We start from the raw sequence: 26,235 nt of genomic DNA on the forward strand, positions 1-26,235 counted from the left end.
ACCATGACAACGCCTTCCCAACCCACTCAGCTGGCAGAGTTGAGCGCCACGGAAGCGCTCAGCCTGTTTCATCGACGCGACCTCTCCCCGGTCGAGTTGACCCAGGACTGCCTGACACGCATTACCCGCGACAACCCTCGAGTCAACGCCTTCGCCCATGTCGATGAGGAGCAGGCCCTGGCCTCGGCACGTGCCTCCGAGGCCCGCTGGCATGCAGGCACGCCTTGCGGCCCCCTCGATGGAGTACCAACTACCATCAAAGATCTGACCCTAACGGAAGGCATGCCGACTCGCTTGGGCTCGGCCACTAGCGCCCTCAACGGGCCTTGGGATGTCGATGCACCGATCAGCCGTCACTTGCGCAGTGCCGGGGCGGTACTCCTCGGCAAGACTACGTCTCCGGAGTTTGGCTGGAAAGGGGTCACCGACAATCCCCTGCACGGCGTTACACGCAATCCCTGGGACACGCGCCTCACCCCCGGGGGGTCTTCGGGAGGAGCTGCTGCTGCCGCTGCCCTCAATCTCGGGCTCTTACACCAGGGGAGTGATGCCGGCGGATCCATCCGCATTCCCTGCAGTTTCACCGGCACCTTCGGCATTAAGCCGACCTTCGGCTGGGTGCCTCAATGGCCGGCCAGTGCCATGGGTACCCTGTCACACTTGGGGCCCATGACCCGAACCGCCACGGATAGCGCCCTGATGCTGAGTGTGATGGCGCAACCCGATCCTAGGGACGGCTATCTTGGCAATGCTCGCGCCGATGATTGGCTAATGGCTCCACCGAACGCGTTGACAGGCTGGCGGATCGCCTACAGCCCCGATCTTGGCTATGTGGAAGTGGCACCCGATATTGCCGCACGGGTGCGCGACATGGTGGCTTTATTCGAGGAGTTAGGCGCCGAGGTGGATGAGGTTGATCCTGGGTTCGAGAGCCCGCTCGAGACGTTCAATACCCTGTGGTTCTCTGGTGCCAGCCAGGCACTCGAGCGACTCGATACGACCCAGCAGTCCCAACTGGATCCCGGGTTTTTCGACATTGCTCAGCGTGGCGCACAAATCTCGCTGTGTGATTACCTAGCCGCCTGCCGAGCTCGGGAAAGGCTGACCGCCCAAATGCAGACCTTCCACCAGCGCTACGACTTGCTGATCACCCCCACCATGCCGATCGCCCCCTTCGCGGCCGGTCACAACGTGCCACCGGGTGGCCCCTATCGTGACTGGATGGACTGGACACCTTTCAGCTACCCCTTCAACCTGACACAGCAGCCCGCCGCCTCGCTGCCTTGCGGCCTGGATAATCAGGGCCTTCCTATTGGACTACACCTAGTCGGCCCACGGTTTCAGGACATGAAGGTGCTGCATGCGGCTCGACTGCTCGAGGCCCGGCTGCCGAGGTACTCCCCTTGCGCGTAGCGTATCCGCCTCGATCACGACAAAACGCCAAAGCCAGGCTGTAGGCCTGGCCTTGGCAGAGGCGAATCTGCTGGGCAAGGTCAGACATTGGCTAGTGTCAGGTATTCGAAATAATGATAGCTGGGCGTGTCGATGGTCCGGCACGCTGGTTGCAGGAAGGTGAGCCAGGGCAGGCCGACGACCTCGGTCACCTAGGGCGGTCGAGTCAGAATTACCGGCATTGAGCCGGGGGGCGATCGAAGCGGCGGTCTCTGGGGGGAATCAAGGCATGACCCTGAGCGGGCCTTCCACCTTGAGGGTGTTCATGGCCACCTGGGTGGCAATATCGCGGATTCCCGGCAGGTTGCTCACGGCGCTGGAAAGGAAGTGGGACAGGTCGGCGAGGTCTTCCACCATGACCTTGAGAATAAAGTCGTGATTGCCGGTAATGGCGTGACAGTCGATCACCTCATCCCGGGTCAGTAGCTCCGCTACCGCCTCCCGAGGACAGGCCATGTTCCCCTTGTCCACCGAGAGAAAGATAAAGGCGGTGACCTTGAGGCCCAGGGCCTCGGGGTCGAGGCGCAGGCCGTGCCCCCGGATGACTCCACTCTCCTCGAGGCGGGCGATACGCCGCGAGCACTGACTGGGAGAGAGGTTTACCGTCTCCGCCAGGGTGGCCAGGGTCAGGCGGGCATCTCGCTGCAGGGCGTGAAGAATCCGGCAGTCGAAGCGATCCAGGTTTTCCAATGTGCCATTCCTCTTAAGGATGCAAGATTATTGCGTAGGCTGCCGGTTTTGTGGCGAATAACGCAAGCCTTTCCCGCCCAATCCCTCCTAGAATCGGGGGCAGATATTCCACCCCATTCTTCGGAGGACAGCATGAACCCGACCCTGGATAGGGCGCGCGAACTGGATCGCCATGATCCCTTGGCGGCATTCAAGGCCCGCTTCGCGCTTCCCGAAGGCGTGATCTATCTGGACGGAAACTCCCTGGGGGCTCAGCCAGTCGACGCCCGGGAGGCCCTGGCCGCTACCCGCGATCAGTGGCGCGATGAGCTGATCAAGGGCTGGAACCAGGGCTGGTTCGACGCCCCGGAACGCCTGGGCGATCTGCTGGCGCCACTGATTGGCGCCGAGTCCGGCGAGGTGATCATTACCGATAATATCACCTTGAATATCTTCAAATTGTTGGGATATATCACCGAGTCTCAGGGGCGCTCGCGGCCGGTGATCCTCAGCGAAGGCGGCAATTTTCCCACCGATGGGTATATCGCCCAGGGCCTGTGCCGTTTCGCCGGGTTCGAGCACCGGGTGCTTCCCGAGGGCGCCGAACTCGCCGACTACCTGGACGAGCGGGTCGCCGCCGTGGTGTTGAGCCAGGTCAACTACCGTACCGGGCGTCAGCGCGATATGGCCGCCATCACCGCCCAGGTGCATGAGCGAGGCGCTGAAGTCGTCTGGGATCTGGCCCACTCCGCCGGGGCCCTGCCGGTGGACCTGAATGGCTGCGGGGCCCGCTATGCGGTGGGCTGCACCTACAAGTACCTCAACGGCGGCCCCGGGGCGCCGGCCTTTCTCTATGTGCACAGGGATCACCAGGAGGGCGGTTGGCAGCCGCTCTCCGGCTGGCATGGTCACGCCGCGCCTTTCGCCTTCGATGGCGACTATGCCCCGGCCCCAGGCATCACCCGCTTTCGTACCGGTACCCACTCGGCGCTGATCTATGCCCCCCTGGAGGCCTCATTGCGTCTCTGGCAAGCGGTCGATATGGCCGCCCTGCGGGAGAAGAGCCTGGCCCAGGGGGAGCTGTTCCGCGCTTGCCTGGCCGACCTGCTCGAGGCCGAGGGCATCGAGGACATCACCCCGGCTCAGGCGGAGCGTGGCAGCCAGGTGGCCTTTATTCATCGCGAACATGGCTATGCCATCGTCCAGGCGCTGATCGCCCGTGGCGTGATCGGTGACTACCGGGAGCCGGGGCTGATGCGCTTCGGTTTCACGCCCCTCTATCTCAGCTACGAGGACGTCTGGCAGGCGGCCCGCCACTTCCGTGAGGTGGTGGAGAGCCGCGAATACCTCGAGGCGCGCTTCCAGGTACGTTCGGAGGTTACCTGAGATGGACCATGCGGAGCTGACTCGCCGGGAGCGGGCCTATTCCCCGAGTCGCTGGGCGCGGGATGTCGAAGCCACCCTGGCGCGCCAGGCCGAGCTCGGGGTTCGGCTACGCGAGCGGCATGCCCCACAGCGCCTAAGCTACGGGGCCGGGCCGCTGGAGGGGATCAATCTCTTCGTCCCCGAGGGGCGGGGGCCCTGGCCGCTGATGGTCTTCCTGCACGGCGGTTACTGGCAGGAGCTGGATGCCTCGGCCACCGACTTCATGGCCGCGCCTTGGCTGGCGCGGGGATGGGCGTTCGCTTCCCTGGATTATCCCCTGGCGCCTGAGGCCGATATCGAGGCCATGGTGGCGGCCTGTCGCCAGGGCATCGCGGCGCTGCGCCGTGAGGCGAGCGCCCTGGGCCTGGATGGTCGCTTCCATCTGGGTGGTCATAGCGCCGGGGCTCAGCTGGCGCTGATGAGCTGCCTGGGGCAGGGGCGCCTGACGGATATCGCCGCTCTCTGGCTGATCAGCGGCATCTATGATCTGCGTCCCCTGGTGGGCACCTATATCGATGCTCCCCTGGGGCTGGACGACGGGCGGGCCGAGCGGCTCAGCCCCCTGTGTCAGGCGTTGCGGGGCCTGCCGCCAGTGACCCTGGCCCACGGCGAACTCGACCCGCCCGCCTTCCGCGCCCAGGGTGAGGCGCTTTATGAACGCGCCCGGGCGGCCGGGGTGGCGGTGGAACTCTGCCCGCTGTCCGCTTGCGATCACTTCGACATTCTCGAGCGGCTCGAACCAAGACCCTGACGGGCCGATTCCTACACCCGATGGATAATTCCAATGACAATATCGCAAACCAACCATGCCGCCGGCACCCCATCCGCCGCCGAGGTGCCCGCCGGGCGCGCGCAATTTTCCAGTCGTTTCGGCTTCCTGATGGCCGCCGCCGGCGCCGCGGTGGGGCTCGGCAATGTGTGGAGCTTTCCCTCCATGGCCGCCAACAATGGCGGCGGGGCCTTCCTGCTGGCCTATGTGGTGATGGCCTTTATCCTCGCCTACCCGGCACTGATGGCTGAGCTGACCCTGGGGCGCTATGCCCAGAGTGGCGTGATCAATGCCATGGGGAGGGTGGGGGGCCGTGGCCTGCCACGGCGCCTGGGGCAGGGCGTCGGCGGTCTGGCGCTGCTGGCCGCCTGCCTGGGGCAGGCGTTCTATGCCATCGTCACCGGCTGGTTGATCGGCTACGCGCTATTGCCGCTATCCCGGTTTCTCGGCCTGGAGGGGGCGACGGCCTGGCTCGCCGAGGGCAGCTTCTGGCGGGACTGGAGCCTGGCCCTGGTGGCCATGGTAATTACCGCGGCCGTGGTGCTGGCCGGCGTGAACCAGGGCATCGAGCGCTGGACCAAACGGCTGATGCCGCTGCTGCTGGTGATGATGCTGGGACTGATCGCGGTGATGCTGAGCTTCCCCGGCGCCGGCGAGGGGGTCAAGACCTACCTGATACCGGACCTGTCGCGGATCGATGGACCGCTGTTGCTGGATGCCATGGGGCAGGCCTTCTTCTCGCTCTCCATCGGCGTCGGCGCCATGGTGGTCTATGGCTCCTACCTGAGTCGCCAGGCCAATCTGCCCCGGGTCGGTGCCCAGGTGATGCTGATCGATATGGGGGTGGCCTTTATCGCCGGCCTCTTGATCATTCCGGCCATGTTCGTGGCTCATGGCCTGGGGGTGGAGGTCTTCGACGAGGCCGGTGAACTGCAGAGCTCGGCGACCCTGCTGTTTATGGTCATGCCGGCCATGTTCGAGGCCCTGGGCGAGCTGGGGCTGGGCCTGGAACTGGTCTTCTTCCTGCTGCTGGCCATCGCCGCCCTGACCTCCATGTTTCCGGTGCTGGAGGTGCCGGTGTCGACCCTCGAGGAAACCGGCCTGATTCGGCGTCGTCCGGCCACCTGGCTGATGGCCACGCTCACCTTCATGATCGCCACTCTGATCCTGGCCTATTTCGAACCGCTGTTCGACTGGGCGATTACCCTGACCATTAGCTATAGCATGCCCTTGGTGGGTGGGCTGATCTGCGTCTATGTGGGCTGGTTGCTGTCGCGCAACGCCAAGCTCCAGGAGCTGCGTCGGGGGGCCCCGGAGATCGAGCGTACCCTGTTCTGGAAGCTGTGGCCCTGGTATATCCGCGTGGTCTGTCCGCTGCTGATCCTGGTGGTGATGCTGCGCGGTTGAGTCGAGAGGGTCCTGCTGGCGGTGCACCGGATGAATCGCCCGCCGAGGGATCACACCTAGCCTCGACGGCAAGACGCCCGGGCCAGGGCCCGGGCGTCCGCGTGGTGACGGGTGAGTCGCGTCCTCAGCACTCGCCGAGCTTGTCCACATCGAAGCGGTCGGCATTCATCACCTTGGTCCAGGCCGCCACGAAGTCTTCGATGAACTTCGCCTCGTTGTCGTCCTGGGCATAGACCTCGGCGTAGGCGCGCAGGATGGAGTGAGAGCCGAACACCAGGTCGATACGGGTGGCCGTCCACTTCACCTGATCGCTCTGGCGGTCGCGAATCTCGTAGAGATTGTCGCCCGTCGGCACCCAGCGGTAGGCCATGTCGGTCAGGTTGACGAAGAAGTCGTTGGTCAACTGCCCCTCATGGTCGGTGAAGACGCCATGCTGGGTACCGCCATGGTTGGTGCCCAGCACCCGCATGCCGCCGATCAGCACGGTCATCTCCGGGGCGGTCAGGCCCATCAGCTGGGCGCGGTCGAGCAGCATCTCCTCCGGCTTGACGATGTAGTCCTGCTTCTGCCAGTTGCGGAAGCCATCGGCCAGCGGCTCCAGGTACTGGAAGGAGTCGGCGTCGGTCATCTCGTCGCTGGCATCGCCGCGGCCGGGAATAAAGGGCACCAGGATCTCGTAGCCGGCCGCCTTGGCGGCACGCTCGATGCCCACGCTGCCACCCAGCACGATCAGGTCCGCGATGCTGGCGCCGGTCTCGGCACTGAGCCCCTCGTAGACCTTCAGTACCTTGGCCAGGCGGGTCGGCTCGTTGCCCTCCCAGTCCTTCTGCGGGGCCAGGCGGATGCGGGCGCCGTTGGCGCCGCCGCGCATATCGGAGCCGCGGAAGGTGCGGGCGCTGTCCCAGGCGGTGCTGACCAGCTCGGCGACGGAGAGACCGCTCGCGGCGATCTTCTGCTTGACCGCTTCCACGGAGTAGTCGGTGCTGCCGGCGGGTACCGGGTCCTGCCAGATCAGCTCCTCATCGGGCACCTCCGGGCCGATATACCGGGCCTTAGGGCCCATGTCTCGGTGGGTCAACTTGAACCAGGCCCGGGCGAAGGCGTCCTGGAAGCGCGCCGGGTCCTTGCGGAACGCCTCGAGGATGGCCCGGTAGGTCGGGTCCATCTTCATGCCCATGTCGGCGTCGGTCATGATCGGGTTGTAGCGGATCGAGGGATCCTCCACATCGACCGGCTTGTCCTCCTCCTTGATGTCGACCGGCTCCCACTGGTTGGCGCCGGCCGGGCTCTTCTTCAGCTCCCACTCGTGATCGAGCAGCATATCGAAGTAGCCCATGTCGAACTTGGTGGGATGGGTGGTCCAGGCGCCCTCGATGCCCGAGGTCAGGGCGTAGCGGCCCACGCCGCCCTGGTTGGGGTTCTTCCAGCCCAGCCCCTGTTCTTCGACGGGGGCGGCCTCGGGCTCCGGGCCGATGGCATCGGCATCGCCGTTGCCGTGGCACTTGCCCACGGTATGGCCCCCGACGGTCAGCGCCGCGGTCTCTTCATCATCCATCGCCATGCGGGCGAAGGTCTCGCGCACCTGGGCGGCGGTCTTCAAGGGGTCGGACTGGCCATTGACCCCCTCCGGGTTGACGTAGATCAGGCCCATCTGCACCGCGGCCAGCGGATTCTCCATGGTGTCCGGCTTGTCGACGCTGGCGTAGCGCTCGTCGGAGGGGGCCAGCCACTCCTTCTCGGCGCCCCAGTAGGTGTCCTTCTCGGGATGCCAGATATCCTCGCGGCCGAAGGAGAAGCCGAAGGTCTTCAGGCCCATGGACTCGTAGGCCACGTTGCCGGCGAGGATGATCAGGTCGGCCCAGCTGATCTGGTTGCCGTACTTCTTCTTGATCGGCCACAGCAGGCGCCGCGCCTTGTCCAGGCTGGCGTTGTCGGGCCAGCTGTTGAGGGGAGCGAAGCGCTGGTTGCCGGTGCCGCCGCCGCCGCGGCCGTCGGCGATACGGTAGGAGCCCGCCGCGTGCCAGGCCAGGCGAATCATCAGGCCGCCATAGTGCCCCCAGTCCGCCGGCCACCAGGCCTGGCTGTCGGTCATCAGGGCGTGCATGTCCTGCTTCAGGGCGTCGAAGTCGAGCTTTCGGACCTCCTGGCGGTAGTCGAAGTCCTCGCCCATGGGGTCGGTCTTGCGATCATGCTGATGGAGAATGTCCAGATTCAGGGTCTCCGGCCACCAGTCCGTGTTGGATTGGCCGCTGGTGGTCTGGCCACCGTGCATGACCGGGCACTTGCCGCTGCTGCTCTGTTGGTCGCTCATTGCTCTCTCCGTTCCTCTCTAGTCATGGCCACTTGGCGGTGACTCACTAGTGATAGATGAGAAGCGCCGACCTGAACAATGCGCTGAATCAACTCTGCGTCACTCAGACATCGGCGGCGGCCTTCCCCCGTCTGCTCTCTATAAGCTAAGAGCCGGGGACGGTTGCCGCCATTTTTCTTTCTCGAAGGCCTTGATAGTCACGCTTTATCAATAAAGGTTGATATACCCCTGACAAGTTATCGATGGCTCAGGCCTCGGGGATGATCAGGCCGGCCGATTCGCCCATCAGGAAGCCGCGGTTGAGTACCAGGGCCTCGCGCAGGTAATCCCATAGCAACCGTACCCGGGCCAGCTGGCGCTGCTCCTGGCGGGCGGTGATCCAGAATTGGCGTTCTACCGTCACCTCCTCGCCGAGCACCGGGGCCAGGGTCGGCGCCGGCTCCGCCATGAAGCAGGGCAGCACGGCGAGTCCGGCGCCATGCAGGCAGGCCGTGTACTGGGTGGTGACGCTGGTGCTGCGGATCGCCATCTGCGGCGGCTGGCCGACCCTGGCCGGGTCGAGCAGCGGTTCCAGGTAGCTGAGCTGGTCGCTGAAGATCAGGTCATCCACATAGCCGATCAGCCGATGGCGGCCCAGTTCGCCGAGGCGCTCCGGGCGACCGCGGCGGGCCAGGTAGTCGCGGCTGGCATACAGGCGCAGGCGGTAGTCGCAGAGCCGCGAGACCACCAGGCCGGGACTCGCCGGGCGCTCGATGGTGATTGCCAGGTCCGCCTCGTGACGGCTCAGGTTGACCACCCGCGGCAGGGCGAGGAGGTCGAGGGTCAGCCCCGGGTGGCGGTCGCCGAAGGCGGCCAGCAGGGGGGCCACCACCCAGGTGCCGAACCCCTCGGTGACCCCCAGGCGTATCTGGCCGCTGAGGCGGCGATTCTGGTCGCTGAGTCCTTCCACCGCCTCCAGGGCGTGGCGACTCATCTCCTCGGCATGGGCCAGCAGCCGTTGCCCCGCCTCGGTGAGGCGGTAGCCGTGGGTACTGCGCTCGAAGAGCTGGGTGTTGAGTTTCTCCTCGAAGCGTCGGGTGCGCCGCGACAGGGTGGAATGATCCAGGCCCAGGCGCCGTGCCGCCTCGGTGAGGCGCTGGCAGCGCGCCACCTCCAGGAAGAGTTGTATGTCCTGCCAGTCCAGCATGCGCACCTCGACGAGTTGTTGTGCATAAGTGCACAAGCAATGTGCGGTCTTGGTCGTTGTCTGTCAATTACCCCCCTGTCTACACTGAAATCATGCCTGAACGCCATATCGGCCTTGCCGATATGCACACCAGCAGCGCTTCGGATAATACCCCCAACCCTCGGGTCCAAGGCTGTGACGCCACCCGTCAAGGAGTCGCCATCATGTCCATCCGCGAGATTCCCCTCTATATCGACGGCCAGGCCGTGCCCTCCCAGAGCCAGGAGTGGCGCGACGTGCTCAATCCTGCGACCCAGGAGGTGGTGGCTCGGGTGCCCTTCTGTACCGCCGAGGAGGTGGATCGGGCGGTGACCAGCGCCAAGGCCGCCTTCAAGGAGTGGCGCAAGGTGCCCCTGGCCAAGCGTCAGCGCATCATGCTCCGGTTCCAGGCGCTGATCCGTGAACACACCGCCGAGCTCGCCGCCCTGATCACCGAGGAGCACGGCAAGACCCTGCCGGACGCCGAGGGCGAGGTGGGCCGCGGCCTCGAGGTGGTGGAGCACGCCTGCTCGATTCCCTCCCTGCAGCTGGGCGAGCTGGCCGAGAACGCCGCCAGCGAGGTGGACGTCTACACCCTCAACCAGCCGCTGGGGGTCGGCGCCGGCATCACCGCCTTCAACTTCCCGATCATGCTGCCCTGCTTCATGTTTCCGCTGGCCATCGCCACCGGCAACACCTTCGTGCTCAAGCCCTCCGAGCAGGACCCCAGCTCGACCATGCGCCTGGTGGAGCTGGCCCACGAGGCGGGCCTCCCCGCCGGGGTGCTCAACGTGGTGCATGGCGGCCCCGAGGTGGCCAACCAGATCTGCGACCATCCGCACATCAAGGCGCTCTCCTTTATCGGCTCGACCCAGGTGGGCACCCATATCTATCGTCGCGCCGGCGAGGCGGGCAAGCGGGTGCAGTCGATGATGGGCGCCAAGAATCACTGCGTGATCATGCCCGACGCCAACCACAGCCAGGCCATCAACAACCTGCTGGGCTCCGCCTTCGGCGCCGCCGGCCAGCGCTGCATGGCCAACTCGGTGGTGGTGCTGGTGGGCGAGGCCCAGGCCTGGCTGGAGGATATCGTCGAGGGTGCCCGGAAGATGAAGGTGGGCCCCGGCACCCAGCGCGACGCCGACCTGGGGCCGCTGGTCTCGCCCGCCGCCCGGGACCGGGTGGTGAGCCTGATCGATGCCGGCGAGCAGGAGGGCGCCAGGCTGCTGCTGGATGGCCGCGGCTGTCGGGTGGAGGGCTATGCCGAGGGCAACTTCGTGGGCCCCACCGTCTTCGCCGGGGTGAGCGCCGAGATGACCATCTACCGGGAGGAGATCTTCGGCCCGGTGCTCTGCGTGGTGAGCGTCGACACCCTGGATGAGGCCATCGACTTCATCAATGCCAACCCCAACGGCAACGGCACCTCGATCTTCACCAACTCCGGCTGGGTGGCACGGCGCTTCGAGACCGAGATCGACGTGGGCCAGGTGGGCATCAATGTGCCGATTCCGGTGCCGGTGGCCTACTTCAGCTTCACCGGCTCCCGGGCCTCCAAGCTCGGCGATCTGGGCCCCAACGGCAAGCAGGCCATCGCCTTCTGGACCCAGACCAAGACGGTCACCGCTCGCTGGTACGAGCCGGAAAACGTCTCCGGAGGCATCAACAGCACCATCTCGCTGAGCTGACCCCTGGTGATCGGCACATCAAGGGCCCCGCCTCCTCGAGGCGGGGCCTTTGTCGTCGCGGCCATGGAAGGATGGACAACTGACTTACGTTTACGTTAACTGTTGAGTGGCGAACAATCACAACTCAAGGAGCCTCACGCCATGACCCCATCCCTTAGCCGTTTTCCCATCCCCGAGTCGCTGGATGAGCTGCCCGAGGACATCCGTGACGCCATCCTGGCGGTGCAGGAGAAGGCGGGCTTCGTGCCCAATGTGTTCCTGATGCTGGCCCATCGCCCGGCGGAGTTTCGTGCCTTCTTCGCCTATCACGATGCCTTGATGGAGCGGGAGTCGGACACCCTGACCCAGGCCGAGAAGGAGATGATCGTGGTGGCGCTGAGTGCGCGCAATCGCTGCCTCTACTGCGTGGTGGCCCATGGCGCCCTGCTGCGCATCTACAGCAAGGAGCCGCTGCTGGCCGATCAGGTGGCCGTCAACCACCGGGTCGCTGAGATCGGCGAACGGCATCGGGTGATGCTGGACTTCGCCCTGCACAGCGGCCTGGGGGTGGGAGAGCTCGACGACGACTGGGCGGCGCGGCTCGAGGCGGCGGGCTTCACCCGGGACGACTGCTGGGATATCGGCGCCATCGCCGCCTTCTTCGGCCTCTCCAATCGCCTGGTGACCCTGGCCGGCACCCCGCCCAACCCGGAGTTCTACCTGATGGGCCGGGTGCCGCGGGAGAAATAGGGCCGTCTCACTCCCCCAGCATGGTCTCCACGAAGGCGGCCAGGGGCGCCAGGGCGCCGACATGCACCAGCAGGACGACCCGGCTCTTGTCGTCGCCTTCGATGCCGGTCACCACGGCGAACTCGCACTCTTCCAGATGGAATTCGTGGATCTCCCTGAGGCCCTCCGGGGTCTCGCAGCGCGCCACCCGGTAGCTCTCGTCCTCGCCATAGGTCAGACGGTGATAGACCTTGAAGAAGGTATAGAGGCCGAGGCCCCGCTCGAAGCTCGGCCAGTGGGCCGGGTTGGCGCGGGTCTCGGCATCGATCTCCTGGCCCCGGGCCTCGGCGCCGGCGATGGCCGCCATCAGCGGCTCCGCCAGCAGGGTGCCGGCTTCCCCGGGGAGTGGCCGCTGCTCGTCGATGGCGGCCTGATAGCGGGCCACCACGGGAAGCAGGTCGCCGCGCCGGCTCAGGGGGTGGTCGCTATGGGCCAGGTGCTGGGGGTCGGCCTCGCCATTGGCCCAGCCATGCAGGACCCGCAGGACCAGGCGGCCCTCCCGGCCGGGCCGGTCCAGCAGGGCCTGGAGGGCGACGCGCAGGTGCAGGCGGCGCTCGACGACGTCGTTGTCGAAGGCGCTATAGGGGGCGGTAAAGAGGGCGTGGAGCCGCCCCGGCGCGTGTTCTTTGGCTTCGTGATAGGGCATCGGGGATCTCGAGTAATCATCGGGCCGGCATAGGGGCGATAGGTGCCATATCGGCAGGTTCTGGTATGACTTGATGCCTGTGTCCTGCTGCTTTGGTAGCAGGCCTGATGGGGGATATGGCTTTACAGTCGCGGTCGGTGACGACACCATAGGCCGCCGCGAGCCATCGCGAGACAATCCAATCATTCACTGTCGCCAGGGGGGTCCCACGGGACTGAGAGGGCCGAGTGCCGACCCTGGAACCTGATCCGGTTCATGCCGGCGGAGGAAGTGCGACATGCCCTACCTGACGTCTGCCGCGCTCGGCGCGGCGCTGCTGTGCTTTGCCTTTCTGGGCCTCAGGGCCCGCCGGGCCGATGGCCCCCTCGATGATTACGTGACCGCCCGCAACTCCCAGGGCGCCCAGGCCATCGGCCTGTCCTTCCTGGCCTCCAGCATGGGCGCCTGGATCCTCTTCGCGCCGCCGGAGATCGGTGCCTTCGTGGGGCCGGTGGCCCTGGCCGGCTATGCCATCGGCTCCTCCCTGCCGTTTATCGTGCTGGGGCTCTATGGCCCGGCGATTCGCCGCCACCTGCCCGAGGGGCGCAGCATCGGCGAGTTCGCCGAGGCCTGCTACGGCAGCGGAGTGCGGCGCTGGGTCGCCTTCGTCTCGGTGGCCTATATGGCGATCTTCCTGGCCGCCGAGCTCACCGCCATCGGCGCCATCGCTGCGCTGCTGTCTGAGGTGCCGCCGGCGCTGGTGATCCTCGGCGTGGCGTTGGCCACTTTGGTCTATACCACCCTCGGCGGGCTGCGGGCCAGCCTCGCCACGGACCGCTGGCAGGCCTGGCTGCTGCTGGCCCTGCTGGTGCTGGTCGGCGGCGTGGCCTGGTGGGGGCTGCCCCCCATGCCCTCTGATGCGGTGATGCCGTCGATTCCCACCGGCAGCGCCCTCTCGGTGGCGCTGACCTTGGTGATCGCGGTCACCGCCGCCAATCTCTTCCACCAGGGCTACTGGCAGCGGGTCTGGGCCGCCGAAAACGACCGAGCGCTCGGCCGCGGGGCCCTGCTGGGCGGCATCAGCAGCCTGCTGGTGGTGATGGCCATCGGTGGCCTGGGCATGCTGGCGGCGATGCATGCGCTGCCGCTCGGCGAGCCGCCGATTCCCTTCTTCGCCCTGCTGAGCGAGGCGCCCGCCTGGCTGAGCCTACCGGCCCTGGTGCTGGCGGTGACCCTGGTGGCCTCCAGCGTCGATACCCTGCAGAACGCCATCGCCTCCATGGCGGTGGCCAGCAGCGGCCGGCGGGGGCTGTCGGTCCGCGGCGCGCGGTGGGTCACGGTGGCGCTGATGGTGCCGGTGGCCTGGGTCGCCCTGCAGGGCTTCTCGGTGTTGCGCCTGTTCCTGATCGCCGACCTGCTGTGTGCGGCCATCCTGCTGCCGGTGCTGCTGGGCCTGTGGCGGCGCATGTCGCCGCTGGCGGCGGTGGCCGGCGGCGTGGCGGGCCTGCTCGGCGCGGTGCTGCCGGGCTGGATCTCCCTGGGCGGCCTCGGCGCCGGGGTGCTGGCGGCGACCTTCCCGGACAGTATCCCCACGCTTCCGCCCTTCCTGGGGGCGCTTGTCGCCTCCACCCTGGTCAGCCTGCTGGTCGCCTGGCGGCGCCCGGGGGCGAGATTTCAACTGACGAGTGAAGGAGAGGCCCGATGACCACACGTGCCGAATGGAATGCCTGGGCCGCCGGCCGCGAAACGCCGCGCCTGACCGACTGGCTGCGCGAGATCAGCGAGCCCGACTGGTCGGCGACGGTGACGCATCCGCTGTTCGAGGCCCTGGCCGGGGGGCACCTCCCCGGCGCCGACTTCGCCGCCTATATGGTCCAGGACTACGGCTTCGTCGATCCCTTCACCGCGCTGATCGGTCACGCCATCGGCCGGGCGCCGAGCATGGACGATCGGGTGGTGCTGGGCCAGTTCATGGGCATGCTGACCAGCGACGAGAACCGCACCTTCCAGCGCACCTTCGAGGCCTTCGAGGTACCGGCCGCCCGGCGCGAGGCGCCGGACTACCTGGCCGAGACCCAGGCCTTCCGGGCGCTGCTGCGCGATACCGGCGATCGCGGCGACTATGCCGAGCTCCTGGCGGTGCTGGTGGTCACCGAGTGGGTCTATCTCGAGTGGGCGCTGCGGGTGACGCGGGCCGAAGGCCTGCACCCGCTGATGGGAGAGTGGATCGATCTGCACGATAACCCCGCCTTCCAGGCGTTCGTCGCCTGGCTGCGTCGCCGCCTGGACGAGGAGGCGGAAACGCTCGATGACGCCGCCTTCACCCGCATGGCCGAGCGTTTCCGCGACACCGTGGCGAAGGAGCGCGCCTTCCACGACGCGGTGATGCCGCGCTGAGGCGGTTGCCAGCCGGGCGGTGAGGGGCCACCCTCTGAGGGTCATGCCATCGTCAGAGGAGGCCCGCCATGTCCGATACCCCCAAGGATCCCCGCCGTCGTCACTCCGCCCCGGTGGTGGATGGCCCCGGCAAGGCGGCCAGCCGCGCCATGCTGCGCGCGGTGGGCTTCGGCGACGACGACTTCGCCAAGCCCCAGGTGGGCATCGCCTCCACCTGGAGCATGGTCACCCCCTGCAACAGCCATATCCATGAACTCGCCGAGCATGCCCGGGACGGCGCCGACGCCGCCGGCGGCAAGGCGGTGATCTTCAACACCATCACCATCTCCGACGGCATCGCCAACGGCACCGAGGGCATGAAGTACTCCCTGGTGTCGCGGGAGGTGATCGCCGACTCCATCGAGACGGTGGCCGGCTGCGAGGGCTTCGACGGCCTGGTGGCCATCGGCGGCTGCGACAAGAACATGCCCGGCTGCCTGATGGGGCTGGCGCGCCTCGACCGGCCCAGCGTCTTCGTCTACGGCGGCACCATCCTGCCCGGCAAGGGCCACACCGATATCGTCTCGGTGTTCGAGGCCATGGGCGCCCACTCCCGCGGCGATATCGACCGGATCGCGCTCAAGCAGATCGAGGAGACGGCGATTCCCGGCCCCGGCTCCTGCGGCGGCATGTACACCGCCAACACCATGGCGTCGGCCATCGAGGCGCTGGGCATGAGCCTGCCGGGCAGCTCCGCCCAGAACGCCGTGTCCCGGGACAAGCGCGAGGACTGCGAGGCGGCGGGGGACGCGGTGCTGACGCTGCTCGAACGCGATATCAGGCCCTCGCATATCATGACCCGGGAGGCCTTCGAGAACGCCATCAGCGTGGTGATCGCCCTGGGCGGCTCCACCAATGCGGTGCTGCACCTGATCGGCATGGCTCGCACCCTCGGGGTCGAGCTCTCGCTGGCGGACTTCACCCGCATCGGCAAGCGGGTGCCGGTGCTCGCCGACCTGCGCCCCAGTGGCCACTACATGATGAGCGAGCTGGTGGCCATCGGTGGCATCCAGCCGCTGATGAAGACCCTGCTCGACGCCGGCCTGCTGCATGGCGACTGCCTGACGGTGACCGGCCAGACCCTGGCCGAGAACCTGGCGAGCGTCGCCCCCTATCCCGACGACCAGACGATCATCGCGGCACTCGACCGCCCCCTCAAGGCCGAGAGCCATCTGCGCATCCTCTACGGCAACCTGGCGCCGGAGGGGGCGGTGGCCAAGATCACCGGCAAGGAGGGCACGCGCTTCTCCGGCACCGCCCGGGTGTTCGGCTCCGAGGAGGAGGCCCAGGCGCGCATCAACGACGGCACCGTGACCGCCGGCGATGTGGTGGTGATCCGTTACGAGGGGCCCCGGGGCGGGCCGGGCATGCGCGAGATGCTGACTCCCACCTCGGCGATCATGGGGCGAGGCCTGGGCAGCGAGGTGGCGCTGATCACCGACGGGCGCTTCTCCGGCGGCAGCCACGGCTTCGTGGTGGGCCATGTGACCCCCGAGGCCTTCGATGGTGGGCCCCTGGCGCTGGTGGAGGACGGCGATGTCATCACCATCGATGCCGAAGCCGATACCCTCGAGGTCGACCTCTCCGAGGCGGAGCTGGCGCGCCGTCGCGCCGCCTGGCGGCAGCCGGCACCGCGCTATACCCGCGGGGTGCTGGCCAAGTATGCGCGGCTGGTCAGCTCGGCGAGTACCGGCGCGGTGACCGATATACCGGACTAGGCTCCAGGCGCCAAGGCTATCGTCGCTTGGTCGCTTGGTCGCTTGGTCGCTTGGTCGCTTGGTCGCTTGGTCGTTTAGCAGCTCTGGCGATTGATGGTATGGCGCAGCCGCAGGTGAGCGCGCAGGCGGCGGGCGAGGATATCCACGCCGATATTGAGGGCGGCGGTGATCAGGATCAGCACCAGGGCGCGGTCGAAGCGGATCTCCTGGATGGCGCTGTCCACGTAGAAGCCCAGGGTGGCGATGCCGAGGATACCGAGGATGGCGGTCTCGCGCATGATGATCTCCCAGCGGTAGAAGAGCAGCGCCATAAAGGGGCCATAGACCCTAGGGGCCACCTCGTAGGCATAGCGCTCGAGGCCCCGGGGGGCGTCGGGGCGCAGCACGATCTGGTTGCTGCGCCGTCCCACCAGGTGGGCGATGATGCCGCCGTTGTGCAGGGCCAGGGCCACCACCGCCGGCAGCATGGAGGGGCCCCACAGCTGCAGCAGGATAAAGGCCAGCAGGTACTCCGGGGTCGAGCGCAGCACCACCAGCACGCCATGCCCCAGGCCGGCGCCGAGGCGGCCGGTGAGGTGTCGCCCGGTGAAGTGGTGAGAGATCAGCGGGAAGAGCGCCATGGCCAGCACCCCGGTGAGCACCAGGGCGATCTGACTCAGCAGCAGGGTATTCCAGAGACCGGGCAGGGCCTGGTGGAGCAGCAGGTCGCCGAGCCAGGGGCCGAGCCCCGCCAGGCCTTCGCCGTTTCTCAGCGGCGCCGGCACGATGTCCTGGGTAAAGAAGCGCGCCACATTGCTCCACAGGATCGGCAGGCCGGTGCCCAGGCAGAAGGGTGCCGCCAGCAGGTAGAAGGGCAGCAGCTTCGGCCGCACCCAGAGGCGCAGGCTGGCGATCAGGGCATAGAAGAGCAGCAGCAGGGCGCCCACCACGGCGTAGTGGCCCTGGGCGAAGTGGCTGGCCAGGTGGAAGCCCAGGGTGGGCATGCCCACGAAGCCCAGCACGGCGCTGGAGCGCAGGCCGCACTCCAGGCGATAGGCGGTGTAATTGACCAGGTGTGGCCAGGCCTGGCTGATGCGCGTATAGAGCAGCGCCGAGAGCCGTCCGGTGCGCCGGGGCAGGGTACGCGCCGGGGCCGGGTCGGTCTCGTCGAGGATCTCCGCGTAGACCTTGGCGAAGATGCCCGCATAGGGGATGGCGATGGCCAGCACCCCGGTCAGCGGGTGCAGGCCGAAGCACTGCAGGAAGATCAGCGCCCAGAACAGCTCATGAATGGCGCGGACGAAGGCGCAGCCGGTACGCACCCAGAGGCGGTGGAAGCCCAGCGCCAGCAGCAGGCCGGCGCTGGCGCCGACGCCGACGCCGACGAAGGCGAAGGCGACGGTACGCAGCAGCGCCTCGCCGAGGGCATCCACGGCGCCGAAGTCGGGGCGCACCAGGCCCAGGGCCAGGCGTCCCAGCTCCTGCCAGGGGTCGTGGGCGCTGATCTCGAAGTCCCCCAGCCACAGGCAGAGCGCCGCCAGTGCCACCAGGGCCAGGCTGACCCGGCGGGTGGCGCCGAAGGGCATAGGATCGCGTGACGAGGGCAGGATGGGCATATCAGTAGAGATCGAGCAGGTCGTTCGTGCTCAGCTCGCGGCTGGGGCGGTCGAGGGCGATCCTGCCCGCCTGGATGCCCACCACCCGATTGCAGTGGCGCAGCGCCAGCTCCAGGTCGTGCATGGCCAGCACCGCCATGTCATAGGTCTCGGTGAGGGCGCGCATCACGCGCTCCGCCTGGGGGCCGTCCAGCGCCGAGACCGGCTCGTCGGCCAGCAGCACCCGACCGCCCTGGTGAATCGCCCGGGCGGCGGCGACCCGCTGGCGCTGGCCGCCGGAGAGCTCGCCGCAGGGCGTCCAGCGCTTCTCGGCGATGTCCAGGCCCTCGAGCAGCGCGGTGATCTCTACCACGTCGCGGTTTCGGGGACGCACCAGGGTCCACAGGTTGGCCCACCAGGGATACCGGTCCAGGCGCCCCATATAGACGTTGTGAAACACCGAGAGGCTGGGCACCAGGCCCAGGTCCTGGGGCATCAGCGCCACCCCTTGCTGCCGCCACTGGTCATGCATCAGCGACAGCAGGGTCGACTTGCCGGCACCGCTCTTGCCCACCAGGGCGACGCGCTCACCGGGGGCCAGGGCCAGGTCCAGGGGACCCAGTACCCGGGCGCTGCCGTAGTCGGCCACCGCCCCCGCCAGGACCAGGTCGGTCATCAGTCGAGCAGCCCCAGCTCGGTGGCGACGCGCTCGATCATGGCGTAGTCGTCGTTGTCGGCGGGAATAAAGCCGGAGCGCGGAAAGCTGGCCAGCAGCTCCGGCGCCTGCATGGCGATCAGGGCCTGCTGCAGGCGCTCGGTAAAGCCGGCGCCGAAGCGCTCGTCCAGGTCGCCGCGGACCGTCCACTGGTAGTCAGGGTAGGGCGGGGTCTGCCAGATCACCTGGACCCGCTCGGGGTCGACGCTGCCGCTATCGACCTCGTTCTCCCAGGCCTTGTAGCTCACCACCCCGGCCTGGTAGGCGCCGGACTGGACCAGGGAGATGGTGCGGCTGTGGTTGCCGCTGAAGCCGACCCGCTCGAAGAGCGCCTCCGGGGCCTCGCCGAGGTGCTCGCGCAGGAAGTATTCCGGCATCAGGCGCCCGGAGGTGGAGCTCTGGGAGCCGAAGCTGAAGGTCAGGCCGCGCAGCGCCTCGGGGGCGGTCGCCTGCTCCATGGGCTCGAGGCCGGTGTCGCGGTTGGCGATTACATAGCTCTTGTACTGGGGATCCTCGACGCCCTGGGCGATGGCCCGGGCGCCGGGCACCAGCTGGCGTGCCTGGACCCCGGTGAAGCCGCCGAACCAGGCCAGCTGCACCTGGTTGTTGCGGAAGGCGGTGACGGAGGCGGCGTAGGAGGTGACGGGGATAAAGCGCACCTCTACCTCGAGTTCCTCGGCCAGGTAGTCGGCGACCGCGCCGAAGCGCTCCTGCAGGCGCGTCTCGTCCTCGTCGGGAATGGCGGTGAACACCAGGGGGGCGGCGGCGGCCAGGGGGGCGGCGACCAGTCCCAGGGCCAGCATCAGGGCACGCAGCATGGCTGTCTCGTCCTCGGGTTGAGAAGAAGGCGCCAGGATACTCGATTGAGGGGGACTTGCCGACCACTCGGCGACCAGGTGGACGCGCCCGCACCGCGGGGGGCGGTGCGGGCGCGCTCAGTGATCCGGGTCGAGGCTGTCGCGTAGCGACTCGAGTTCCTCTACGCCGAACAGCTCCACCTTGCCGGCCAGCAGGTCGCTGAGGCGCTGGGGGGGCATGCCGACGCGATGGGCGATCTCGCGATTGGGCAGGTCGGAAAGGGCGATGCGGCGGGTCAGGATGCGCATCAGTCGAGAGCGTTTCTCCAGCTCTCGGACGTCCAGGTTGGGGGCCGTGTTTGCACTGTCTAGGGCATCCCAACCGCTGGATAATCGTGCCGTGCTCATGGTTCTCCGTTGGCCTTGGCTAGCGACGACCTCAGCATGCAAGGTTTTGCCGTGGCTTGCCAGGGAAAAATGCAGGAATTTAACCTTATTCCTTGGTCGCAGTCGGCGGCCCGTGTCGCGCAGTGAATTCCAGAACCTGCTAATTTTGACGGCGACGACAGACCAACAACAACCATGACTTCCTGGAGCGAACCCATGTCCCGATTCAAGCTTACCCTGGCCGCCTCCCTGCTGGCCCTGGCCCCCGCCGCCTTCGGCCAGCAGCTCTCCATCGCCACCGGCGGTACCGGCGGCACCTACTACCCCTATGGCGGCGGCCTCGCCGAGCTGATCAACAACCATATCGAGGGCGCCAGCGCCGTGGCCGAGGTCACCGGCGCCTCGGTGGAGAACATGGGCCTGGTGTGGCGCGGTGACTCCGACCTGGCCCTGGCCCTGGCGGATACCGTCTATCAGGCCTATAGCGGCACCGGCGACTTCGAGGGACGCCAGCTGGAGAACATTCGCGCCCTGGCCTCCATCTACCCCAATGCGGTGCAACTGGTGGCCCTGGCCGACTCCGATATCCACTCGCTGGAGGACCTGCGCGGCAAGCGGGTCTCGGTGGGGGCACCGGGCAGCGGTACCGAGCTCAATGCCCGGGCCCTGCTGGAGGCCAACGGCATCGACTACGACGACTTCACCCCCCAGCGGCTCAACTTCAACGAGACCGCCGATGCCATCCGCGACGGCGATATCGACGCCGGCTTCTGGAGCGTGGGGCCGCCCACCAGCTCCATCCTCAACCTGGCCACCACCCGCGAGGTGCGCCTGATCGGCCTCTCCGAGGAGGAGATCGCCAACGCCCGGGAGGCGGAGCCGGTATTCGCCCCCTACACCCTGCGGGTGGGCATCTACGACGGCGTGGACGAGCCGGTGCCGACCATCAGCATCCCCAATGTGCTGGCGGTGAGCAGCGAGATGGGCGAGGAACTGGCCTACCAGATCACCAAGGTGCTCTTCGAGCAGACCGACGAGCTGATCGCCATCCATCCGGCGGCCAACGACACCACGGTCCCCTTCAGCATCGACTCCACGCCCATCGCCTTCCATCCGGGGGCCCTGCGCTACTACGAGGAGGTGGGCGCCGAGGTGGCCGAGCATCAGCGTCCCTGAGCCGTGTCGAGGCGTTTGACGGGGTGGGCCCTGGGGCCCGCCCTGGCGCTTATGTCGGGCTTGCTGGCGTCGCCGGCGAACGCCGCCGAGGCGTGCCTGGCGGTGATCGGCGAGGACGGCGCCACCCTGCTGAGCCGGCCCCGGCCCGAGGGGACGACCTGGTGCCTGGAATGGAACCACTCGGTGGCCGGCTTCGCGGTCCTCGATTGCTACCGCCATCGGGGCGGGCGCATGGTGCTGGAGCGCAGCCACCTGCCGGACTTCGCCGCCGGCCTCGATCATATTCCCGGCCGCGGGCGCCAGGTCTCCGACGGTCGGGGCGGTTACTGGATCGAGGCCATCGACGAGCCGGTGCCCGGCAACGCCTATCGCCTGCGGGTCGGCGCCATGGCGGTGAACCATCGCCTGGTGGTAGACAGCCGGCGCCTCAGCCTGAGCGAGCGGGCCGCCAATCAGGCGGTGACGATCCAGTTGCAGACTTGTGAAACGGGACCCCGAAACGATGACCCGCAGTGATTCCGGCGCCTCCCCGGCGCCTTCCGGCGCGCGCCCCACCCAGGGGCGAGCGATCCTCTGGACGATCAGCCTGGTGGCGGTGGGGCTGTCGCTGTTCCAGCTCTACTCCGCCGGCATCCAGCCCCTGGGGCTCTTCTATCAGCGCAGCATCCACCTGATGCTGATCATGCTGCTGGCCTTCCTGATGTTTCCGGTCTTCGGCCCGCAGCGGCGGCGCGGCCTGCTGGGCTGGGCCCTGGATGCGCTCTTCCTGGCCGGGGCCCTGCTCACCGGCGGCTACCTGGTGCTCTACCTGGACGAGATCATCGGGCGCGCCGGCTTCTGGAGCCAGACCGATATCCTGGTCGGCTGCATCGCCGTGATCACGGTGCTCGAGGCGAGTCGCCGGGCGGTGGGGCTGGGCATGACCATTATCGGCGCCCTGGGCATCCTCTATGCCTTCGCCGGGCCGCGGGGCGAGCTGCCCTGGCTGGGCCAGTTCCTGCCCGGCATCCTCGAGCATCGCGGCTACAATATCGACCGGCTGGTGGGCCAGCTTTACCTGGGCCAGGAGGGCATCTTCGGCCTGCCGCTGGGGGTGGCGGCCACCTATATCTTCGTCTTCGTGCTGTTCGGCGCCTTCCTCGAGGTGACCGGCGCCGGCAAGTTCTTTATCGATATGGCCTATGCCGCCACCGGTCGCCAGCGCGGCGGCCCCGCCAAGGCGGCGGTGCTGGCCTCCGCCGGCATGGGCTCGATCTCCGGCAGCGCCATCGCCAATGTGGTGACCACCGGCGCCTTCACCATTCCGCTGATGAAACGCCTGGGCTACAAGCCGCACCAGGCCGGCGGCATCGAGGCGGCGGCCTCCACCGGCGGGCAGATCATGCCGCCGCTGATGGGCGCCGGGGCCTTCCTGATCGCCGAGTACACCCGGGTGCCCTACCTGGAGGTGGTCAAGGTCAGCATCCTGCCGGCGATCCTCTACTTCGCCACCGTCTACCTCTTCGTGCATATCATCGCCCTCAAGCAGGGCATGCAGGGCATGGCCCGATCGGAGCTGCCGCAGATGCGTCGGGTGATGCGCGACGGCTGGCACTTCCTGCTGCCCCTGGGGGTGCTGGTGTGGCTGCTGGCGATGCATATGTCGCCGATGCGGGTGGGCTACTACGCGGTGATCACCATGGTGGCGGTGGCGGCCCTGCGCTACGCGGTCTGGCATTGCTTCGTGGCGCCGGGGCAGGGACAGGCCGTCACCGCGGCCGGTGTCGGCGCGATGCTCAAGGCGGGGCTCGCCAAGCTGCTGGAGGGGCTGGAGCTGGGCGCCCGCAACGCCGTGGCGGTCTCCATGGCCTGCGCCGTGGCCGGCATCATCGTCGGGGTAGTGGGGCTCACCGGCCTGGGGCTGAAGTTCTCGGCCATGATGATGGCCTTCTCCGGCGGCAATATCGTGCTGGCGCTGATCATGGTGCTGCTGGCCAGCCTGGTGCTGGGCATGGGGCTGCCGGTGACCGCCAGTTATATCGTGCTGATCGTGCTGGTGGGCCCGGCGCTCACCGCCGAGTTCGGTATCCCGCTGCTGATCGCCCACCTGGTGGTGTTCTGGTACTCCCAGGACTCCAACGTCACCCCGCCCATCGCCCTGGCCGGCTTCGCCGGGGCGGCCATCGCCGGCAGCAAGCCCATGGCCACCGGGGTGCAGGCGTGGAAGTTCGCCAAGGGGCTCTACCTGATTCCGGTGTTCATGGTCTTCAATCCGGAGATCATCCTGGGTGGTCCCTGGCCGGTGCTGGTCTGGAACGGCTTCATCGCCATCCTGGCGCTGGGGGCCTTCGCCGCGGCCCTGGAGGGGTACCTGTTCACGCGCATGTCCTGGTTGCCACGCCTGGCGATCGTGCCGGGCATCGTGGCGGTCTTCTATCCCGACCTGCGGGTGGAGATCGCCGGGGTGGCGGTCATGCTGCTGGTACTGGGGGGCAACTGGCTGGCCAGCCGACGGCGGGTCGCCGTCGGCTGAGCGGGCAGAGGCCGCGGGAGGGGTCAGCCGGCCTCGGCGCCGGTCTCCTCCAGGGCCTCGACGTCGGCCTCGTCGGCCACTGTCTCCGTGGCCGGGGGCGTCGGCTCGGCGACCCGGGTGAGGACCAGCTCCGGCACCTCGGGGCTGGCTTCGCTCAGGTCCACGCCGTGATGTTCGGTGGTGGTCCACAGCAGGTCGCCCTGGGCGTCACGGATCTCGCCGCGCAGGGCGTAGCGGTGGTTGGCTTGCACCTCGGCGGGATCATAGGCGAGGCGGAAATCGACGGGGACCTGACCCTCGGGGGAGAGGTGCTTCTCGGCGAGGATCTCCGCCGGGGCATCGGCCCGGGAAACGTCGAGCAAGCGGACGATGATCACGCCCTCCGCGGGCAGGGCCATGCGCTCCCGGTAGCTCAGGCGGCCGCTCAGGGTGGTCGTTTCAGCGGCCTCGGCGGCGGGCGTTTCGGTGGCCTCGGCGGCGGGCGTTTCGGTGGCCTCGGCGGCGAGCGTTTCGGTGGCCTCGGCGGTGGGCGTTTCGGTGGCCTCGGCACTGGACGTGTCGGCAGTATCGCCGGCGCTCGACGAGACCTGATCACTATCGGCGCTGGCGGCGGTGTCCTCGGATTGACTGCAGGCGGCCAGGCTCAGGCTGGCGGCGAGGGCGGTAATCAGCATCAGCGGATATTTCATGGGGTGCTCCTTGGTGGAAACGGCTGCGATGGCCGGCATCCCGCCGACACGAGCCACCCTAACAGGCAAGTGCGCACCAAGGGTGAAAGCCGGCGTCGCCAGGGGGCGACGCTGCCCAGCTGGTCAAGATGACGCCGGGGCATGGCCTGGGTAGAATACTGCCCCTTCGATTTTTACCCATACTCGATATCAGGCACCCGTTTGCCGAGGAGCAGGCCATGCAGTCGTCCCACGAGGCGCCGTCCACCGCGTCATCCTCTTCTTCTCCCCGCGTAGGCGTGATCATGGGGTCCAAGTCCGACTGGCCGGTGATGGAACATGCGGTGACCATGCTGGAACGCCTGGGCGTGCCCTATGAGACCCGGGTGGTCTCCGCCCACCGTACCCCGGACCTGCTCTTCGACTATGCCAAGTCCGCCGCCGAGCGTGGCCTCTCGGTGATCATCGCCGGGGCCGGCGGCGCCGCCCACCTGCCGGGCATGGTGGCCTCCCAGACCGCCCTACCGGTGCTCGGGGTGCCGGTGGAGTCCAAGGCCCTCAAGGGGCTCGATTCGCTGCTCTCCATCGTGCAGATGCCCGGTGGTATCGCCGTGGGCACCCTGGCCATCGGCAAGGCCGGGGCCACCAACGCGGGCCTGATGGCGGCGCAGATCGTCGGCCTGCAGGACGCCACCATCCGCGAGGCGGTCGAAGCCTTCCGCGCCGAGCAGACGCAGACGGTGCTCGACAACCCGGACCCGCGTCCCCATTCCTGAATCAGCGCGACGAGCGAGGAGTCAACCATGAATATCGGCGTTCTGGGAGCCGGCCAGTTGGGCCGTATGCTGGCCCTGGCGGGATACCCCCTGGGCAATCGCTTCACCTTCCTGGATACCACCGGCCACCCCAGCGCCGGTATCGGCGAGGTGATGATCGATACCGACCAGAAGCACCTGGCCGATTTCCTGGCCAAGGTGGACCTGGTCACCTATGAGTTCGAGCACCTGCCGGTGGCCCTGGTCCAGGCCATCGAGGAGCAGACCCCGGTCTACCCCTCCAGCGAGGCGATCCGGGTCTGCCAGAATCGCGTCGAGGAGAAGGCGCTGTTCGACCGCCTGGGCATTCCTACCCCCGCCTACCGCGTCGTGGAGCATGCCGACGAGCTCGAGGCCGCGGCCCGGGAACTGGGCTGCCCGGTGGTGGCCAAGTCGGTCACCGAGGGTTATGACGGCAAGGGTCAGGCGGTGCTCCGCGATCCCTCCGAGGCCGAGGCGGCCTGGCGTGCCATCGGTCATCCGCGGCTGATCGTCGAGGCCTTCGTCGACTTCGTGCGCGAGGTGTCGATCATCGCCGTGCGTGGTCGCGACGGCGAGGTGGTCTTCTACCCCATGGCCGAGAACCAGCACGTGGACGGTATCCTGCGCTACTCGGTGGCGCCCCTGCCGGACCTGGACGCGGCCGTGCAGCAGACCGCTGATGGCTATATTCGCGCCCTGCTCGACGAGCTGGACTATGTGGGGGTGTTGACCCTGGAGCTCTTCCAGACCCGCGACGGCGGCCTGCTGGCCAACGAGATGGCGCCCCGGGTGCACAATTCCGGGCACTGGACCCAGGACGGCGCCGTGACCAGCCAGTTCGAGAACCACCTGCGTGCCATCCAGGGGCTGCCCCTGGGCGCCACCGCGGTGCGTCAGCCCACCTGCATGGTCAACGTGATCGGCCGCGAGGGCGATGCCGCCGAGCTCCTGGCCCTGGACGACGCCCACCTGCACCGCTACGACAAGGCCGAGCGTCCCGGGCGCAAGCTGGCCCACGTTAACCTGGTGGCGCCGACCCATGAGGCGCTGCTGGAGAAGGTGCGGGCCTGCGCGGCCCTGCTGCCGGAGGCCCCGGCACCGCGCTTCAGCTTCGAGCCCTGAGGCTCGTCAGGGCCCCGA

Annotated in this window: 23 protein-coding genes and 1 riboswitch; of the genes, 14 read left to right on the plus strand and 9 right to left on the minus strand. The window is 67.7% G+C overall.

From position 1 onward, the window contains the following. Positions 1–3: 3 nt before the first annotated feature. Positions 4–1,413 (plus strand): amidase, encoded by a 1,410-nt coding sequence (locus tag NFU04_RS05500; RefSeq protein WP_251308501.1) that lies wholly within the window; start codon positions 4–6, stop codon positions 1,411–1,413. A 261-nt stretch (positions 1,414–1,674) separates the two neighbouring features. On the opposite strand, the gene NFU04_RS05505 is transcribed toward NFU04_RS05500, so the two are convergent. Continuing rightward, complete coding sequence (locus NFU04_RS05505; protein WP_251308502.1) at positions 1,675–2,142, minus strand: Lrp/AsnC family transcriptional regulator; 468 nt, start codon at positions 2,140–2,142, stop codon at positions 1,675–1,677. 132 nt (positions 2,143–2,274) lie between these two features. On the opposite strand from NFU04_RS05505, the gene kynU reads away from it, so the two are divergent. The 3 genes from kynU to NFU04_RS05520 are packed head-to-tail and all read left to right on the plus strand — an operon-like array spanning position 2,275 to position 5,722. Continuing rightward, positions 2,275–3,507: a kynureninase gene (gene kynU / locus NFU04_RS05510; RefSeq protein ID WP_251308503.1), complete on the plus strand. Its 1,233-nt coding sequence runs from the start codon at positions 2,275–2,277 to the stop codon at positions 3,505–3,507. A gap of 1 nt (position 3,508) precedes the next feature. Beyond that, complete coding sequence (locus NFU04_RS05515; protein WP_251308504.1) at positions 3,509–4,297, plus strand: alpha/beta hydrolase; 789 nt, start codon at positions 3,509–3,511, stop codon at positions 4,295–4,297. A gap of 33 nt (positions 4,298–4,330) precedes the next feature. Next, positions 4,331–5,722 (plus strand): sodium-dependent transporter, encoded by a 1,392-nt coding sequence (locus tag NFU04_RS05520; protein WP_251308505.1) that lies wholly within the window; start codon positions 4,331–4,333, stop codon positions 5,720–5,722. Positions 5,723–5,846: 124 nt separating this feature from the next. On the opposite strand, the gene katG is transcribed toward NFU04_RS05520, so the two are convergent. Together katG and NFU04_RS05530 are read right to left on the minus strand one after the other, a co-directional pair. Next, complete coding sequence (gene katG / locus NFU04_RS05525) at positions 5,847–8,033, minus strand: catalase/peroxidase HPI (RefSeq protein WP_251308506.1); 2,187 nt, start codon at positions 8,031–8,033, stop codon at positions 5,847–5,849. A 247-nt stretch (positions 8,034–8,280) separates the two neighbouring features. After that, entirely contained in the window at positions 8,281–9,219 is a 939-nt protein-coding gene (locus tag NFU04_RS05530; RefSeq protein ID WP_251308507.1) for a LysR family transcriptional regulator, read from the minus strand. Between the two features lie 203 nt (positions 9,220–9,422). Here NFU04_RS05530 and NFU04_RS05535 point away from each other — a divergent pair, with 203 nt between their 5' ends. Both NFU04_RS05535 and NFU04_RS05540 read left to right on the plus strand, forming a co-directional pair. Beyond that, positions 9,423–10,922, plus strand: a complete 1,500-nt coding sequence (locus NFU04_RS05535; RefSeq protein WP_251308508.1) for a CoA-acylating methylmalonate-semialdehyde dehydrogenase — start codon at positions 9,423–9,425, stop codon at positions 10,920–10,922. A 141-nt stretch (positions 10,923–11,063) separates the two neighbouring features. Further along, the gene (locus NFU04_RS05540; protein WP_251308509.1) at positions 11,064–11,651 is read left to right on the plus strand and encodes a peroxidase-related enzyme; all 588 of its coding nucleotides are present in this window, start codon (positions 11,064–11,066) and stop codon (positions 11,649–11,651) included. A 7-nt stretch (positions 11,652–11,658) separates the two neighbouring features. Here the strand turns inward: NFU04_RS05540 and NFU04_RS05545 are convergent, their stop codons facing one another. Further along, the gene (locus tag NFU04_RS05545; protein WP_251308510.1) at positions 11,659–12,336 is read right to left on the minus strand and encodes a hypothetical protein; all 678 of its coding nucleotides are present in this window, start codon (positions 12,334–12,336) and stop codon (positions 11,659–11,661) included. Between the two features lie 187 nt (positions 12,337–12,523). Continuing rightward, a riboswitch (TPP riboswitch) is annotated at positions 12,524–12,624 on the plus strand. Between NFU04_RS05545 and NFU04_RS05550 the strand changes: the two genes are divergently transcribed. From NFU04_RS05550 to ilvD, 3 genes are all read left to right on the plus strand, one after another. Then, positions 12,614–14,020: a sodium:solute symporter family transporter gene (locus NFU04_RS05550; RefSeq protein WP_251308511.1), complete on the plus strand. Its 1,407-nt coding sequence runs from the start codon at positions 12,614–12,616 to the stop codon at positions 14,018–14,020. It overlaps the preceding riboswitch by 11 nt. After that, the gene (locus NFU04_RS05555) at positions 14,017–14,712 is read left to right on the plus strand and encodes a TenA family protein (RefSeq protein ID WP_251308512.1); all 696 of its coding nucleotides are present in this window, start codon (positions 14,017–14,019) and stop codon (positions 14,710–14,712) included. The genes NFU04_RS05550 and NFU04_RS05555 overlap by 4 nt, the downstream gene beginning before the upstream one ends. A 68-nt stretch (positions 14,713–14,780) precedes the next feature. Further along, positions 14,781–16,469: a dihydroxy-acid dehydratase gene (gene ilvD, locus NFU04_RS05560; protein ID WP_251308513.1), complete on the plus strand. Its 1,689-nt coding sequence runs from the start codon at positions 14,781–14,783 to the stop codon at positions 16,467–16,469. Between the two features lie 74 nt (positions 16,470–16,543). On the opposite strand, the gene NFU04_RS05565 is transcribed toward ilvD, so the two are convergent. The 4 genes from NFU04_RS05565 to NFU04_RS16485 form a co-directional block, all read right to left on the minus strand. Continuing rightward, positions 16,544–18,064 (minus strand): PhnE/PtxC family ABC transporter permease, encoded by a 1,521-nt coding sequence (locus NFU04_RS05565; RefSeq protein WP_251308514.1) that lies wholly within the window; start codon positions 18,062–18,064, stop codon positions 16,544–16,546. Position 18,065: 1 nt separating this feature from the next. Next, on the minus strand, positions 18,066–18,719 hold the full coding sequence (locus tag NFU04_RS16350) for an ATP-binding cassette domain-containing protein (protein ID WP_285835119.1): 654 nt from the start codon (positions 18,717–18,719) through the stop codon (positions 18,066–18,068). Next, positions 18,719–19,576: a phosphonate/selenate family ABC transporter substrate-binding protein gene (locus NFU04_RS05580; protein ID WP_459382068.1), complete on the minus strand. Its 858-nt coding sequence runs from the start codon at positions 19,574–19,576 to the stop codon at positions 18,719–18,721. The genes NFU04_RS16350 and NFU04_RS05580 overlap by 1 nt, the downstream gene beginning before the upstream one ends. A 117-nt stretch (positions 19,577–19,693) precedes the next feature. Continuing rightward, positions 19,694–19,963, minus strand: coding sequence for a helix-turn-helix domain-containing protein (locus NFU04_RS16485; protein WP_459382069.1), 270 nt, complete (start codon positions 19,961–19,963; stop codon positions 19,694–19,696). A gap of 195 nt (positions 19,964–20,158) precedes the next feature. On the opposite strand from NFU04_RS16485, the gene NFU04_RS05590 reads away from it, so the two are divergent. Genes NFU04_RS05590 through NFU04_RS05600 form a run of 3 tightly spaced genes read left to right on the plus strand, consistent with a single transcriptional unit; the run spans position 20,159 to position 23,630 of the window. Next, entirely contained in the window at positions 20,159–21,118 is a 960-nt protein-coding gene (locus NFU04_RS05590) for a TAXI family TRAP transporter solute-binding subunit (RefSeq protein ID WP_251308516.1), read from the plus strand. 51 nt (positions 21,119–21,169) lie between these two features. Next, a complete protein-coding gene (locus NFU04_RS05595; protein ID WP_251308517.1) occupies positions 21,170–21,634 on the plus strand; it encodes a DUF1850 domain-containing protein in 465 nt (154 codons plus the stop codon). Further along, positions 21,621–23,630: a TRAP transporter permease gene (locus NFU04_RS05600; protein ID WP_251308518.1), complete on the plus strand. Its 2,010-nt coding sequence runs from the start codon at positions 21,621–21,623 to the stop codon at positions 23,628–23,630. Before NFU04_RS05595 ends, NFU04_RS05600 begins: the two co-directional genes overlap by 14 nt. 23 nt (positions 23,631–23,653) lie before the next feature. On the opposite strand, the gene NFU04_RS05605 is transcribed toward NFU04_RS05600, so the two are convergent. Then, the gene (locus NFU04_RS05605; RefSeq protein ID WP_251308519.1) at positions 23,654–24,319 is read right to left on the minus strand and encodes a YbaY family lipoprotein; all 666 of its coding nucleotides are present in this window, start codon (positions 24,317–24,319) and stop codon (positions 23,654–23,656) included. Positions 24,320–24,537: 218 nt separating this feature from the next. On the opposite strand from NFU04_RS05605, the gene purE reads away from it, so the two are divergent. Continuing rightward, positions 24,538–25,074 carry a 5-(carboxyamino)imidazole ribonucleotide mutase gene (gene purE, locus NFU04_RS05610; protein ID WP_251308520.1) on the plus strand — a complete coding sequence of 179 codons (537 nt, stop codon included), beginning with the start codon at positions 24,538–24,540 and terminating at the stop codon, positions 25,072–25,074. 27 nt (positions 25,075–25,101) lie between these two features. After that, on the plus strand, positions 25,102–26,217 hold the full coding sequence (locus tag NFU04_RS05615; RefSeq protein ID WP_251308521.1) for a 5-(carboxyamino)imidazole ribonucleotide synthase: 1,116 nt from the start codon (positions 25,102–25,104) through the stop codon (positions 26,215–26,217). Positions 26,218–26,235: the final 18 nt, after the last annotated feature.

Origin of the sequence: Halomonas sp. NCCP-2165, from assembly GCF_023708045.1 — a bacterium.
Lineage (GTDB): Bacteria > Pseudomonadota > Gammaproteobacteria > Pseudomonadales > Halomonadaceae > Bisbaumannia > Bisbaumannia pacifica.